This window comes from Streptomyces sp. NPDC001536, from assembly GCF_042894505.1.
In the GTDB taxonomy this organism is placed as follows: domain Bacteria; phylum Actinomycetota; class Actinomycetes; order Streptomycetales; family Streptomycetaceae; genus Streptomyces.
On record NZ_JBIAVQ010000018.1, the window covers coordinates 1 to 13,595 of the forward strand.

The following is a 13,595-nucleotide window of genomic DNA, read 5'->3' on the forward strand; positions in this document are numbered from 1 at the left end:
ACGCCGCCCACCAGCAACTTGGCGGCAACATCGTGCTGGTGTGGGACAACTACAGCCATCACGTCGACGCCACCATGCGGGAGCTGATCGGGAAACGGCCGTGGCTGACCGTCTTCCGTTTCCCGACCTACAGTCCCGACCTCAACCCTGCCGAAGGCGTGTGGGCGCACCTGAAGAACAGCCTGGGCAATCTGGCCCCATGCAGTATCGATGACCTGGCCGGACTGGCCCGAACTCGCCTCAAACGCATGCAATACCGGCACGACCTGCTCGACGGCTTCATCGCCGAAACTCAGCTGATCACGACGCCGCCATGACGTCACCCCGAACCGAAAACCTCAGTAGTGCTCCGACCGGATAGGTTCGCCGGGTTGTTCAGGCCGTGGCGGCGAAGGGTCGGGCCTCCGCAGCGGATGCCCCCACTCAGCTGCATCATGACCGGGCCCGGTGATCCGCCCCCGTCACTTCTCAGCGATTATCGACCCGGCTTGGTGCCAACTCGGCGATGACCTCATCACCATCAACTGCTCCCGTCGGCACGAAACCCAGCGATGTGTAGAGCCGTCCGGCAACGGCGTTGTCCGGCTGATATGCCAGCCGGATCGTCCAGCAGCCCTCCTGTGCCGCCAACCAGCCCGTCATGGTCAGCAAAAGGGCGCGGCCGAGGCCCTTGCCCTGTTCGGCGCCATCGATCAGCATTCCCCCGATCCAGTGCGAGCCGTCCTCGTCCAGACCCCACATGACGTGTCCGACGACCGCGTCGTCGGCGTAGACCGCCAGCGAGTTCCAGCTGTCCTCACGCATCGACAACAAGAGGTAGCGGGCTGCCATGGCGGGGACATGACTTCGCTGCTCGTCGAGAGGCACGATGTCAGCGACCGCACGCCAGTTCTCGTCACCCACCTCCCGTAAGGTGACGTGCCGTCCGGTCCGGTCGAAAAATCCGCAGTCAATCATCCGATGAGACTACTGCTCGCAGTTCAGTGACCCGGCAAACCTATGCGGTCACAGCACTAGCCCCCACCTCCTCCTGAGACTGGGATGTTCGTGTGGTTCTGTCGGTAGTTGGAGACGTCAGTGTTCGTGAAAGCTGACGGCACCAGGTCATTGCCCAGAAGGATGTTCGCGAATTCTGACGTCACCATCGGGGGTTGCGGTGTCAAGCTGGAGGTGCTCAGTAAAGGAACACCCCCGATGCCGGCGGGAGTCGCGCCGCAGCATGGCGTACAACTCGACCTTCGACTGGCCAGTTGCAGTGCAAGTACGGCGTCACCTGGAGCACGGTCGACAAGGCCCTGGCCTCGGCTTGGCCGCAGCCACGCACGACAACCGCTTCGGCGCGGCCGTCGAAGCCGGATCCGTTCACGCTGCTGATCGACGAGATCCTGCTCAGTGATCTGGACGCGGCCAGGAAACAGCGCCACACCGCCACCCCGGATCTACCGCCGTCTGATCGACGAATACTCCTCGTCCGAGGCGTTGCGTTGACCGCTTGAACCCGCACCGATGAGAGGGCGCAAGCGTCCTGCGAGCAACCGCGCGGTCCGGCCAGGGACTGAGAAGTCCGGTGTTTATACCTTGCTCGCGACCACCCTGTAGTTCTCGGCCTCAAGATCGAACGTGCTCAGTTCCGTTTGGAGTCCGACCCGATGCAGCTCGACTTCGAGTTCCTCGTACCGGTAGGGCCAGCAGGACAGCAGTTCCGAGCGGACAAGAACCAAGCCGGTCGCATCAACTTGCGCGATCGCAATCTCGATGTGGTGCTCCTCCTCCCAATGCGGCGCAATCTCCCAGCGGTAGACCACGACCGCATCACGACCGTTCCGGCGGACGAGTCGGTCACCGATCTCCAACCGGGAACCTCTGGCCCTCACGCGTTCCCACGTGCGGGATGTGAGTACCAAGCGCCCGCCGGGGCGCAGAAGCCGTGACATCGACTCCAGAGCAGCACCCCTGCCTGTCGCGCCCGCGGCATGGTGAAGCGAGTTGCCAACGCAGAACACCATGTCGAACGTGCTGTCCTGGAAATGGTCCGGCAACTCTTCCCAGTTCGCCCGCACGGCCCGGACGGATGCCCCGAACTCCTCAGACAACTCTGCAGTCCGACGAACCATCGCCTCGCTGGCGTCAGTTGCGACAACCCGCATGCCACGACCGGCGAGGCCAACCGCCAACTGTCCGGTTCCGCACGAACAGTCCAGGACGTGAGCGTTTGACGGCAGGAGATTGAGGACGTCGTCGAACGACGCGGCGAACTCGGCTGGAGGCAACTTTGCATCCGAGATGAGCCATTCGTACACCTCGGCAAGCACGTCATAGCCTGTCACAACCACTACCTCCGTCACGCGGCAGACTCACGGAAGGACGTCAGTCCATCAGCGGAGCAAGCCGGGCACCAATGGTTTTCCAGGCCCTCACCGAACGCGAGGAGAAGAACTCCACCGCCATCGTCGACCGGCTCACCTTCGGCGGCAACAGCCGCGAACTCGCCCGCTAAGCCATCCCCCACACCATCCGGACTGCCGTCAGAATTCACCAACATCCAGCCGGCCCGAGGCCACGAACCGCCGTCAGCATTCACGGTCAAAGCCATCAACCTGTCGTTCTCGTCGGCGCCTGTTTTACTTCGCGCATGAGTACAGCCTTCTGCACCCTCCTCGGCATGGTGATCGGGTCAATAGTCGTGGCATGGCGCGTGCGGCGGACGGCTGCCCGAGCGGCAGCAGGGGTCGCCGTCTCCTTCCCGGTCGGGGCCAACATGCCGGACGAGGGACGCCGATACAGCCTGGGCCGGGTGCAGACTGGACGCGAGTTCCGATGGGAGCCCCGCTGGTCGCGGACGCGGCTGCGCGAACTCCCGACAGACCTGCGCTACGTCCGCGCACGCGAAACGACCCTGCGTGAAATGCTGTGGCTCCCGTCCAGCGCGCTGGTGATCGAGTGCGAATCCTCCGCGGGGCCGGTACGGCTGTGGGCCCACACACAACAGGCGGTGCAGGTGGTGGAGATGATTCGGCGTACAGGCGCCCCGGACGTGGACACGCCCGGGCTCCCATTCGGCGCCTGAACACCATCAGCCCGCTGCGCCCATGACATCTCGCGCCTGCTCGCTTCTCGGAGGGTGCTGGTGGTGCTTCGGCGGCCCTGCCCTTGCGACGACGGGCTGGTACGCGACTCACGTCGTGCGGCCCCACTGGATCACGTGGGCTCGTCGTTGACCTCCCAGTTCAGCCGTTCCCACGGGCTGGTGTTCCAAATCTTCTTCCAGTGCGCCAGCGGGAAATCTGCAAACGCGGGTCGCCGAGATGCCCGTGCGGCAGTGTCCCCCAGTGCGCCCGCTCCCGCGACACCGTCAAACACACTCCGACCTGGCCAGCTGGGCAAACTACGGCTACTGTCACTGCTCTTCTACCGGGGCCTGAAACTGCATCTCGTGTGTGCACCCCGGTCGGCCTGCTCCTCACCTGGGCCCTGGCGGATCCTAAGTTCGACGAACGGCAGGTCCTGGCCGCCCAGATCGACAACGAACCGCACCTGGCCGCCGCCCGGCCCTGCCTGCTGATCCTGGCGGACAAGGGCTACATCGCGGCCGAACTCGATGTCTTCCTCGCAGCTCGGGGCATCAGCCTGTTGCGGCCCTCCTACCGCAACCGCGGCACCCCGCATCCGGCTGAACCCCTGCTCAAGAGGGTCCGCCAGCTGATCAAATCGGTCAACGACACCCTCAAAGGCCAGCTCGACCTGGAACGGCACGGCGGTCGCATCATCGAAGGCCTCTGAGTCCGGGTCGCCCAGCGGATCCTGGCAGTGACCTGCGCGATCTGACACAACCGCCATACAGACGCACCCGTCACAAGGTCACTGATCGCCTACGACCACTGAGCCACATCGGAACAACTCGTCCAGCGCGTGTTTTGGAAGGAGTTGGTCTGCTGGGCTGGACGGCCGGGGAAGTCTCGGGCGGCCAGCCAGATGATGAGGTCATTGGCGATCAGGCCGATGCGGTTATCGGTGGTGACTTCGTGTTCGCGTCGTGTGCTGTCGCGGCGGACAATCTCGTAGCCACCTCCGTCCAAGACGGCCACGGAGGCGAACCAGGCAGGGTTGCCCTCATCGGGCTGGATGATGACGAAGGTGTTGTCTGCGGTGTCGAGTTCGCTGATCAGATCGAACAGGGCGTCTTCGGACGGGTCATCGATGTGGTTCCGTTCTCGCTGTCGGCGCAGCAGTAGGTTGCCGCCACGGTCTGTTCTCCCCCTCGTGCCGACGTGCTGCCGGATTGCCGTCAGCCTGGCATGCGAGGCGGACAGCGCCGTCAGGTCACGGCCATTCGTTGATCGCAGCTATGTGACAGTGGCCTCGAATCGGACGGCGAGCTTGTCGAACCAGGTGGCCACCGCACGATTGCGCTTGAGACGGCCGATGCCGCACTCGATCACGTGCCGGGCCTTGTAGGCCTCGCGTCGAAGACTGGAGGGCGTCCGCCGCTGCTTCCCCGGCGTTTGCGGTGCTGACCTGGTCGGCCGGTTCCGGGATGGCGCAGCGGACCCCGCGCCGGCGTGAGTTGGCGCGCGAGGAATACACCTTGTCACCCCGCACCCGCAGCGGTCGTCTGCGAGGACGTCCTGCCTCGAGCCGAGGCACACGGATGCCCTCCAGCACCGCCACGAACTGTGGACTGTCGCCCCGCTGTCCCGCCGTCACCATCAACGACAAGGACCGCTTGCCCTGCTCACATGCCAGGTGGATCTTGGTGGTCCAGCAGCCCCGAGACCGGCGGTCTAGGTCTTCCGGGCCAGCCCGGCCGCGATGAGATGTTCCCAGACCGTGAGTTCACTCCGCTGACCGATGTCCCGTGTATCGGTCTCATCGGGACGCCACAGGGAGGCCGGAACGATCCCTGGGTCGAGCATCTCCAGGCCGTCCAGCAGTGAGGCGATCTCCGCTTCGGTGCGCCACCGACCGCGGCCGAACGTCTGCTGGAGGACCGCCTCGGCCTCCGCGGTCTCCGGGTTGTTGCCCGAGCGGAAGTGACTGATGAAGAAGTAGCTTCCCGAGGGTACGTGTTGGCTCCAGTAGCGGACGATACCGGCCGGGTCCTCGTCATCGTTGACGTGATGGAGGATGGCGCTGAGGATGACAGCCACCGGTCGAGCGAAGTCGATGAGTTCGGCGGTATCTGGGTGAGTGCGGATGCCTTCGGGGTCACGCACATCGCCCGGGACGACACGGGTCCGTTCGTTGCTCTCCAGCAGTGCCCGGCCATGGACCAGGACTTGGGGATCATTGTCGACGTAAACCACCCGGGACTCGGGGGCGTGCCGTTGCGCTACCTGGTGAACATTGTCTGCCGTCGGCAGGCCACTGCCCAGGTCGACGAACTGCCGAATGCCGGTGGTCCTCGCGATCTCTCTGACCGCCCGGGTCAGCGCCGCGCGGTTGGCAAAGGCAATGGCCACCGAGCCGGGTAGGTCGCGCTTGAACACGTCGCCGATCTCACGATCCACGGCGTAGTTGTCCTTGCCGCCGAGCAGGTAGTCGTAGACGCGGGCGATGCTGGGCTTGGTCGGGTCGATGGAGGAGCCTTCGTACGTCATGGCGGTCATTCTTCCCGTCAACATCGCCTGCGCACCCCCGTTTTGAGCTCCTCCAGTCACTCAAGTCAGCTCAAGACACGGTGCCAACAAGCTCAGGTGCATACGCTTTGTCTCAACGACGGGCTTCTGACCCGAGGGCATAAGACTCAGCCGTATTTCAGGCCGGCGGCCCAACCCGTCCCGGCAGGGACACCTCGAGTGTTCGTACCGCCCTGACAACTGTCCTCTCCCCTTGGGATCATGCAAGCGCTGCCCCCCGTCGGTCCAGTGCTCCGGGATACGTCGGGCAGGTCCCATCCCTCGAAGGAACGACGGTGTCCGCCGGAACCCAGCCCATTGCGAGATGGCGACCGGGTATGCGTCGCAGGTCTTGCCCTCGACGCTCGGGCCGCCTGCCGGGCAGGCCCGCAGACGGTTGAGCCCGATCATAGTGGCGACCTCCGTCCGCGTCAGAGGCTCCGCGAATGTACCGCCAGGCAGCCCGGATCTCTGGGCGAGCTGCACATGCCGGACGAAGTTCGGCGTGACGGACTGCCTGTAGGTGAGCGCGGAGGCATACCAGGGCACCACACAGCCGACGGAGTCCCGCCCCACCCAGGCTCGCCGGTCACCCGTGCTCGGATCACTCCCAACTTCCCCTGCAGTCATGGTCTTTACGCTACGAGGGGAGGGACACGATAGTTGCCACAACGGCGGACATTTGTCATATGCGAGGGGTGCACTGGTCCAGGATCGCCCGTAGCCGCTCAAGGTCCCCAGCCTCATGCGCGCCCCGCTTGGGCAGAACGTCGAGGCACATGATGTTGGGATCCCGGCTGAGCAGGACAAAGTGACCTTCCGTTTCCCGGTATCCCTGGAAAACGGACCATTTCTGGATCAGTGTGGCGTGGTCGTTACGGCAGGTGATCCCGGCCGGAGACACGGTGGCACGGTACTCGCCCTGCCACCCTACGAGCCGCTGCACCTGGGCGGCTTGCAGCCGCGGGTAACCCCACAACAGCAAGACAACCAACAGGAGCACAGCCGTCGGGAACACGTCGACTCTGCCGCGGACGACGGTGGAGAGCAGCCAGTGTCCTATCGACAGGAAAAGGACTGCACCTCGCAGTAGTAGCCCGGCCCGCTTGATCCGCTCGCGGACCCGCAGGCCGGCCAGAGTGTCGGCAGACTGGGGCCGGTACACCAGTTCAACTGCGGTCCGCTCGTCCACGACTCTGTCAGAGGTTTCCGCGTTGTTGGTGCCTTGGTCGCTGTGGCCTTCGGTCATGGTTCCTCCCGGTACAAGACATACGGATCACGACGAGCTGGGTGTCGACCACGCCGACAGCCGTGAGGTCAGGGGCACAGGCCGCTGTCCGAGTTGTAGTAGATGTCGATCGAACCGCTCCAGGTCATGCACAGGCCCGGCTTGGGCAGGTCCTTGTACACCGGGCCGGCGAAGGTCGTGTAGGAGCCACCATCCTTCGCCGGGGTACTGCTGGTCGGCCAGGTGTCCAGGGCCACCTCCATGAACACGCGGGCACCGGGCTTGCTGCGCACCGTGACGGCGCACCACTGCTTATCCGCGGAGCTGTAGGCCACGTAGGTGGTGGCGGCCTCAGTGGCCTGCGAGGACTTGATCGGAGTCGAGGTGAAGACCTCGTACCCCGTGCCGCACGCCCCGTTGTAGGCGCCGGCAGTGGCGGCCGAGGCTGGCCCTGTCGCGGCGAGCGTGCCGCCCGCGGCCAGGATGGCAAGGGCGCCGGAGGTGGCTGCCCTGTGGCGGATCGACTTCATGAGGTCCCCCTGGTGGTGTCATGGCGGGACGGCCGGTCGTTGCCGTCCACGCAGAGTGAGACCGGGCAGTCCCGCTGACAGTTGTGGGCTTTGTTGTCTCAGTCCTGTCACCGCTGTCCCAAGGGCCATTACGCCCATTGCCTTTCTCCTAGAGCCCGGTTCGGGTTCGTGGCCTTCGGGGCCGGTATGACTCGCGCCCCTGTCCTTGATGATCCGGGGGGGCTGCCGCCGGTCCTGGTGGCATCGGATGATCGCTGATGGAAGCGTGTTCCCCGCCAGGCAGGGCTGCGTAATGTGCTGCCGATCTCCGGTGCCCGGGCGGGCCACCGGTGGTGACTCCGGGAGGGAAAACCCGGTGACCAGCAACAACTTCACGTCGATCGATGTGTTCTGCGCCCTGGACGTAGGAAAGTCCACCCACCACGGCACGGCTCTGCTGGCCGACGGCCGTACCACCTTCGACAAACTGCTGCCCAACGGCGAGCCCCAGCTGCGGGAGCTGTTCGCACGCCTCGGTTGACCAGCCGGCCTCCATCGGCTCCCTCGCGGTGGCTGTCGCCCGCACGAACCGGGCCGAGCAGTGTGATGCCGTGCACGCGCTGAGCCCGCTCGATCTGCGCGGGTGAAAGGTAAGCGGTGCCCACGGCGTGTTCGGCCGGAGCCAGGCGACGGGTTGCGAGGTCGTCGTGGAGCTTCTCGGTCAACTGCCCGTCCTGGACGGGGCAATGGTGGTGGCCACATGCGTCACCAGGTGCGGCGGCCCCTGATCACATGGCTCGGTGGCATGAACCCGGTAGCCGCTCCACTGGACATCGCGTTTGACGCAATGGTGCGCGTCCGTGTCATACGGGAGTCGAACCGCAGCGAGGCCGGCGGCAGAGCAGTGCCATCCCGCCAGCGCAGTTGCCCTTCGCGATCCCAGACCCACCGCAGGATCTCCACCTGTCGCAGCATCCGCAGACGGTCTGGGGCGTCGGACGCCCAGACCGCGGTGAGGAGTTCCTCCCCATCCCGGCCGAACTCCTCGGCACGCTCGCGAACCGCTGCCGTGCCGCCCGCACCTTTCCCCATCTCGACCTTCCGGCCGTACCGCGTGGCCCACTCGGGTTCGATCAGCGGCACCAGCCATTCCGGATCAACCTCGGCCATCTCCTCCAGCGCAGCCCGCACGCTCTCGCCCGCCGGCTCCAGCCGGCTCAACCGCCGCACCGCCGCCAGGACATGAGTGGCATCGGTACGCTGTCGGCCCCGCCCCTTGAGCAGCCCGGCTGCCACCAAGCGATCCAGCATCAACTGCAGCAGTTGATCCGCCCGGTTGCCCTCGCCCAGCCGGGCCCGGAACCGTACTTCCAGTCGATCCTCGTGCGCACCGCATCCGCCGCCGTCCGGTCCGAGAGGTTCTCCGCGAACTGCAATACCGACACCAGCACCAACTGCCCTGGCGAGAAGCCCGGTCGGCCATCGGACGGATACAGATGGGTGAAGTCCTCGTCGGCGAACACCACATCCAGCCGGTCCCGCATCAGCATCACCGGCGCCCCCTTCGGACACGCCGCCCACACCGTGCGGACCGTCATCGCAGGAATCCGACACCAGCGACCGCCGTCACCACCCTGCCAAGATCACCAGCAGAGTCACGGCATTGCCTTTAGAAGAGCATACGATCCGCCGTTGCATGAAGACCGCGTGATGCGGCAGCCGCACATCGCATGCTTTGGCTGTGCTCTCGCCTTACAGCCAAAGCATTCTCCACTTCTGCCGACGCTGGCGCGCCACTTCACGCGCATCATTCTGCCCGTCGGGACGTGTCAGACTTCAATTCCGAACAGCTTTTCCGCGTTTCGGAACGCAATTTTCTCCTTGACTTCGCGTGACAAAGCGACTCCCCGGAACCAGTCGGTTTGAGTTTTCATATTCGCGAACGGGTAGTCGGTTGCGAACATCACTCGGTCCACACTTATGTACTTCAGCAGGAGATCGAGCAGTTCAGTCTGAGGGAATGCGCTGGTTGTGAACCAGAAATTGTCATGGAAATACTGCTCGAACGGCTTTTCCAGGCTCTTCTTGGTAACTTCGCTCATCTTCTCCACGACGCGTTTGTAGAAGAACGGCAGGCCCTCTCCCATGTGGCCGATGATAATCTGGAGCTTGGGATGCCTGTCGAATACTCCTGAGGTGATCATTCGGAGGCACTGAGTAACGACTTCCTGGTGCCATCCATAGGCAGAGATGCTGAGAACCTGGTCCTGGAACTCCTTCTGATATTCCGGCCGCATATTGCTGTAGTAGATTTCGAAAACCTCGTCAGGCGGGAGGCCCGGATGGATGTATACCGGCACATCAAGGGCTTCGGCGCGTGCCAGCAGAGGCTCAAAGTCGGGATGGTCGAGAAATTTCTTCCCGATGATTCCATTGGTCAAGCATCCCAGGAAGCCATCCTCCCGAACTGTGCGTTCCAGTTCGTCTGCCGAGGCCTCCGGATTCTGTAGAGGCAAGGTTGCAAATGCCTTAAACCGCCCCGGATAGGTGGCCATCGGTCCATCGACGAGCAGCTTGTTGAGACGATACGCAAAATCGATGCCCTTCTGGCCTTTGACATTCTGCACACCTGGCGTATGTGCGGAGAGGATTTGAACGTTGAGCCCCGCCTCATCCATTGCACCGATGCGGCGCGGGCCGAGCTCGGCAAGACCAGTGTCCTCGAGGAACAGCCTGTCGTTCAGCACCATCAACTCACGGGTGGAAAAGGTCTCTTCCGTGCCGATGAAGGGCAGGTCCTGGTCTCGCAGTGAAAAATCTGTAGTCTCGTTCGCTGCCGCGCAGGAGGCGATGGCATGCGTGGACAAGCCGGCACCAATGCCAAGTGCTGCCGTGCCGGCTAGAAAGCCGCGGCGTCCCGTCGTGAGGTGCTTCAGAGGGTTTGCGTTGGACTTCATGTCAGTTTCTCCTCAGGTGTTTTGTGTGGTGCGGTATCCGTGCGGCATCCGTCTGCAAGACACGACGGGTTACCTCGTATCTGGATGCCTACTTCGTACCGAGCGAACCTGAGACGACTGTTAATGCGGTGCTCAGGCCTGTTGGCCGAACCATGTGCCCAGCGCACGCACCAGCGTGGTGGCGTCGAGGTCCACCCGGTCCGCGCGGGCAGTGACGGAGTTGACCCGTCCGGTCCACGCGGCCACGGCGTCGCGCACCTCTGCGCGATCGACGAGGCCCAGCAGGAGTCCGCAGCGACCACGATGCCGTCGCCGCGGTGAACCGGCTGAAGGCCACATCGCATGCGCGCCTGAACCGCAATGACGAAGGCATGCTTCGCGTCCGTCTTCCCATCGCCCCGGTAGGATCCAGAGGCGTGATGGACGGTGCGGCCGGGGATGTAGAGGACCTTTTGCCCGTGGTCGGTCAGCAGCGCAATCATCAGGGCAGCCCCGCCGACGTTGAGGCCGATCGCCGACGTCACCGGCTCACCGCCGCTCAACTCCAGCACATCGCTGGTCAGTTTGAGCAATGCATTCTCGTCGTTGACCACGTAAGGAGACACGACTCTCACCGCGGCCGGTACTTCAAGCCCCAGTGCCTACGGGTGTCTGGCATTTCTCGGACTTGCCGCCGCCCTCTGCTGCTACGAGCGCCTCGTCCGCCTCACCACGTAGGACACGATCTTAGGCATCCGTAAGAGCACGGCCCGCGGGCGCCACAGCGGCGACGCTCTAATGTTGGCCTCAGGTTGATCGGGGACAATGAGCGGCAAAATGATCGACTGGAGGGGGGCGGGCCGGCGTGCGGATCATGATCGCGGATGACGAGGCGGCCATCCGGGATTCGCTGGAGCGGGTGCTCCAGGTCGAGGGTTACGACACCAGCACCGTCGCCAACGGTTTCGCCGTGCTCGACGGGGTCGGTGGGGCCAGCGGTGACACGCTCGATCTGCTGATCCTCGACGTGATGATGCCCCGCCTCGGCGGGTTGGAGACCTGCCGGCGGTTGCGGGCCGCGGGTCAGGATCTGCCGGTGCTGATGCTGACCGCCCGTGACCAGGTCTCCGACCGGGTCGCGGGGCTGGACGCGGGCGCCGACGACTACCTGCCCAAGCCGTTCGCCACCGAGGAGTTGCTGGCCCGGGTGCGGGCCCTGCTGCGCCGGCGCACGTCGACCGACGAGGAGTCGCAGATCCTGTCGTTCGCCGACGTCCGGCTCGATCCCGACAGGTTCGAGGCGTGGCGGGGTGCTCGGCCGCTGCGCCTGACCCGGACCGAGTTCTCCCTCCTCCAGGTCCTCGTGAGCAACGCGACCCGGGTCGTGACCCGCGACACGCTGTTCGAGGCGATCTGGGGCTTCGGCATGAGCTCCACCGCCAACAACCTCCAGGTGTACGTGAGCTACCTGCGCCGCAAGATGGAGGCCGAGGGTGAGCCGCGATTGATCTACACACTGCGCGGCCTGGGATACACGTTGCGGGAGACCCCTCCGTGAGCAGGCCCGCCGGCCGGGAACCGCGCCGGCTGACCCGATGGTGGCGCCGGCGGTCCCTGCGGGCCAGGCTGACGGTGATCGCGGCGACGGCCATCGCCGTCAGCGTGTTCATGGCCTTCCAGGTGGCCAGCCAGCTGATGGGCTGGGAGCTGCAGAAGACCTCCGAGAATCAGCTACGCGCCGACTCCCGTGTCCTGGCGGCGAACGCGGAGCGCGCCGGTCTGGCGCAGGTCCAGCTACCGCCGTATCCCGGATCCGGTCAGCTGGTGCGGGTCATCCTGCCCGACGGCTCGATCCGGACGCCGGCCGGCCAGCCCGCGCTGCCCCCGGTCAGCGAGGACGCCGGGCGCGTGGCGCAGGGCGCGTCGGCCGACCTGATGGAGTCGAACGACAGCGACGAGGACGGCTACCTCATCTACACCCTGCGGGCGGGCGACGGCGCGGTCCAGGTGGCCCGAGCCGTCGACGACAGCCCGATCAACCGGTTCGGGTTCGGCATGCTGCTGATCGGGCTGCTCTGCGTGGTCGGTGGCGCTCTTGTCGGGCGGACCGTGGCGCGGGCCGGGCTGGCACCGATCGACCGGCTGACCGCCGCCGCGGTACGTGTCGCGCACACCCGGGATCTCGACGCCGACATCCCGGATGAGGGCGGTGGGGAGATCCGACGGCTGATCCAGTCGATCAACGACATGCTCGCCGCGCTCCGGGACTCCCGGCGGGCCCAGCGGCTGCTCGCCGAGGACGCCGCCCACGAGCTCAAGACCCCGCTCACCAGCCTGCGCCTCAACGCCGAGCTGCTGATCCGGCTCGATCGGCGCGGCACCCTGGACAGCGCACTGCCGGCGGAGAGCCGGACCCGGCTGCTCAACGATCTCGGCGCCCAGGTGGCCGAGTTGAGCACCCTTGTCGCCGAGCTGACCGACCTGGCGCGCGGTGACGTCAGCGACGAGAGCACCGAGGTGCTCGACCTCGCCGACGTGGTGGTGGCCGCCGCGACCCGGGCGCGTTCCCGCGTGCCCGACCTCGAGGTCGCGCTCGACGTGACCTCTGTGTGGGTGAGCGGGCGTCCCGCTGCGCTCGAGCGGGCGGTGCTCAACCTCATCGACAACGCCGGCAAGTGGTCCCCCGCGGACCAGCCGGTCCAGGTCCGGCTCCGTGCCGAGGGCTCGTCGGCGCTGCTTGAGGTCGACGACGCCGGGCCGGGCATCGACGCCGCCGACGTACCGCGGGTGTTCGACCGGTTCTACCGTGCCGACAGCGCCCGGGCGTTGCCGGGATCCGGTCTGGGCCTGTCGATCGTGCAGCGGGTCGTCGACGCCCACGGCGGCCGGGCCGGCGTCGCCCGCTCCGCACGCGGTGGCGCGCTGCTTCGGGTCGACCTTCCGGCCGCGGCCCCGCCCGCCCCGATCGCGCGGCTCACCGCCGGGGATGACACCGCGATGCGCTGACCCGCCCCGCCCTGCCGACGTCGGCGCGGCACAGGACAAGGGACGGCGGCTGCCGGGGTACTGGCTCACGTACACAGGTCGGTGCAGGCTCAAATGCAGAGATCCAAATGCCTCAACCGAGCCACAAGCAGTGGGTGGTGGGGCCGCCCGATGAGGGAGTCTGTGGGCCACTCCGAGTGGCACCCGGCTCTGTACGTGAGCTTGTACCGGCCTCTGCGCATGACCTTGTACGCCGACAGCGGCCCTCGGGCATGGCCCCGCGCGGCTCACCTCCGGGGCAGGACACCGCGATGCGCCGACC

Annotated in this window: 15 protein-coding genes and 2 pseudogenes; 7 read left to right on the plus strand and 10 right to left on the minus strand. The window is 65.6% G+C overall.

Annotation, left to right across the window (positions count from 1 at the left end):
* Window positions 1-317 (plus strand): transposase (locus ACFY0U_RS37530; RefSeq protein WP_388643672.1); only part of this gene is annotated, 317 nt, incomplete at its 5' end.
* Between the two features lie 151 nt (window positions 318-468).
* On the opposite strand, the gene ACFY0U_RS37535 is transcribed toward ACFY0U_RS37530, so the two are convergent.
* Complete coding sequence (locus ACFY0U_RS37535; protein WP_388643675.1) at window positions 469-957, minus strand: GNAT family N-acetyltransferase; 489 nt, start codon at window positions 955-957, stop codon at window positions 469-471.
* A gap of 293 nt (window positions 958-1,250) precedes the next feature.
* Here ACFY0U_RS37535 and ACFY0U_RS37540 point away from each other — a divergent pair, with 293 nt between their 5' ends.
* Complete coding sequence (locus ACFY0U_RS37540; RefSeq protein ID WP_388643678.1) at window positions 1,251-1,496, plus strand: hypothetical protein; 246 nt, start codon at window positions 1,251-1,253, stop codon at window positions 1,494-1,496.
* Window positions 1,497-1,571: 75 nt separating this feature from the next.
* Here the strand turns inward: ACFY0U_RS37540 and ACFY0U_RS37545 are convergent, their stop codons facing one another.
* Window positions 1,572-2,327, minus strand: a complete 756-nt coding sequence (locus ACFY0U_RS37545; RefSeq protein WP_388644017.1) for a class I SAM-dependent methyltransferase — start codon at window positions 2,325-2,327, stop codon at window positions 1,572-1,574.
* A 305-nt stretch (window positions 2,328-2,632) separates the two neighbouring features.
* On the opposite strand from ACFY0U_RS37545, the gene ACFY0U_RS37550 reads away from it, so the two are divergent.
* Window positions 2,633-3,067, plus strand: a complete 435-nt coding sequence (locus ACFY0U_RS37550) for a hypothetical protein (RefSeq protein WP_388643680.1) — start codon at window positions 2,633-2,635, stop codon at window positions 3,065-3,067.
* A gap of 368 nt (window positions 3,068-3,435) precedes the next feature.
* Complete coding sequence (locus tag ACFY0U_RS37555; protein WP_388643683.1) at window positions 3,436-3,780, plus strand: hypothetical protein; 345 nt, start codon at window positions 3,436-3,438, stop codon at window positions 3,778-3,780.
* A gap of 89 nt (window positions 3,781-3,869) precedes the next feature.
* Here ACFY0U_RS37555 and ACFY0U_RS37560 read toward each other — a convergent pair.
* From ACFY0U_RS37560 to ACFY0U_RS37575, 4 genes and pseudogenes are all read right to left on the minus strand, one after another.
* A pseudogene (locus ACFY0U_RS37560) lies at window positions 3,870-4,243 on the minus strand (hypothetical protein).
* A 538-nt stretch (window positions 4,244-4,781) separates the two neighbouring features.
* Window positions 4,782-5,597: an SAM-dependent methyltransferase gene (locus ACFY0U_RS37565; protein WP_388643686.1), complete on the minus strand. Its 816-nt coding sequence runs from the start codon at window positions 5,595-5,597 to the stop codon at window positions 4,782-4,784.
* Window positions 5,598-6,300: 703 nt separating this feature from the next.
* On the minus strand, window positions 6,301-6,864 hold the full coding sequence (locus ACFY0U_RS37570) for a YcxB family protein (RefSeq protein WP_388643688.1): 564 nt from the start codon (window positions 6,862-6,864) through the stop codon (window positions 6,301-6,303).
* Between the two features lie 68 nt (window positions 6,865-6,932).
* On the minus strand, window positions 6,933-7,373 hold the full coding sequence (locus tag ACFY0U_RS37575) for a hypothetical protein (RefSeq protein WP_388643691.1): 441 nt from the start codon (window positions 7,371-7,373) through the stop codon (window positions 6,933-6,935).
* Window positions 7,374-7,728: 355 nt separating this feature from the next.
* On the opposite strand from ACFY0U_RS37575, the gene ACFY0U_RS37580 reads away from it, so the two are divergent.
* Window positions 7,729-7,893, plus strand: coding sequence for a hypothetical protein (locus tag ACFY0U_RS37580; protein WP_388643694.1), 165 nt, complete (start codon window positions 7,729-7,731; stop codon window positions 7,891-7,893).
* Between the two features lie 224 nt (window positions 7,894-8,117).
* Here ACFY0U_RS37580 and ACFY0U_RS37585 read toward each other — a convergent pair whose 3' ends face one another.
* The 4 genes and pseudogenes from ACFY0U_RS37585 to ACFY0U_RS37600 form a co-directional block, all read right to left on the minus strand.
* Window positions 8,118-8,663, minus strand: a complete 546-nt coding sequence (locus ACFY0U_RS37585) for a hypothetical protein (protein ID WP_388643697.1) — start codon at window positions 8,661-8,663, stop codon at window positions 8,118-8,120.
* On the minus strand, window positions 8,663-8,950 hold the full coding sequence (locus tag ACFY0U_RS37590) for a transposase (RefSeq protein WP_388643700.1): 288 nt from the start codon (window positions 8,948-8,950) through the stop codon (window positions 8,663-8,665). The genes ACFY0U_RS37585 and ACFY0U_RS37590 overlap by 1 nt, the downstream gene beginning before the upstream one ends.
* Before the next feature lie 231 nt (window positions 8,951-9,181).
* A complete protein-coding gene (locus ACFY0U_RS37595; RefSeq protein ID WP_388643702.1) occupies window positions 9,182-10,309 on the minus strand; it encodes an amidohydrolase family protein in 1,128 nt (375 codons plus the stop codon).
* 296 nt (window positions 10,310-10,605) lie between these two features.
* Window positions 10,606-10,926 (minus strand): annotated as a pseudogene (locus tag ACFY0U_RS37600) (transposase); the annotation flags it as partial.
* Between the two features lie 227 nt (window positions 10,927-11,153).
* Between ACFY0U_RS37600 and ACFY0U_RS37605 the strand changes: the two are divergent.
* Together ACFY0U_RS37605 and ACFY0U_RS37610 are read left to right on the plus strand one after the other, a co-directional pair.
* Window positions 11,154-11,846, plus strand: coding sequence for a response regulator transcription factor (locus tag ACFY0U_RS37605; protein ID WP_388643705.1), 693 nt, complete (start codon window positions 11,154-11,156; stop codon window positions 11,844-11,846).
* Window positions 11,843-13,294, plus strand: coding sequence for an ATP-binding protein (locus ACFY0U_RS37610; protein ID WP_388643707.1), 1,452 nt, complete (start codon window positions 11,843-11,845; stop codon window positions 13,292-13,294). The genes ACFY0U_RS37605 and ACFY0U_RS37610 overlap by 4 nt, the downstream gene beginning before the upstream one ends.
* The last annotated feature ends 301 nt before the right edge of the window (window positions 13,295-13,595 follow it).

Bases quoted from the DNA above. Each gene is read 5' to 3' on its own strand.
- ACFY0U_RS37590 (WP_388643700.1), bottom strand. From the start codon at position 8,950: ATGACGGTCCGCACGGTGTGGGCGGCGTGTCCGAAGGGGGCGCCGGTG.
- ACFY0U_RS37550 (WP_388643680.1), top strand. From the start codon at position 2,633: ATGAGTACAGCCTTCTGCACCCTCCTCGGCATGGTGATCGGGTCAATA.
- ACFY0U_RS37575 (WP_388643691.1), bottom strand. From the start codon at position 7,373: ATGAAGTCGATCCGCCACAGGGCAGCCACCTCCGGCGCCCTTGCCATC.
- ACFY0U_RS37595 (WP_388643702.1), bottom strand. From the start codon at position 10,309: ATGAAGTCCAACGCAAACCCTCTGAAGCACCTCACGACGGGACGCCGC.
- ACFY0U_RS37570 (WP_388643688.1), bottom strand. From the start codon at position 6,864: ATGACCGAAGGCCACAGCGACCAAGGCACCAACAACGCGGAAACCTCT.
- ACFY0U_RS37535 (WP_388643675.1), bottom strand. From the start codon at position 957: ATGATTGACTGCGGATTTTTCGACCGGACCGGACGGCACGTCACCTTA.
- ACFY0U_RS37585 (WP_388643697.1), bottom strand. From the start codon at position 8,663: ATGCTGGATCGCTTGGTGGCAGCCGGGCTGCTCAAGGGGCGGGGCCGA.
- ACFY0U_RS37565 (WP_388643686.1), bottom strand. From the start codon at position 5,597: ATGACGTACGAAGGCTCCTCCATCGACCCGACCAAGCCCAGCATCGCC.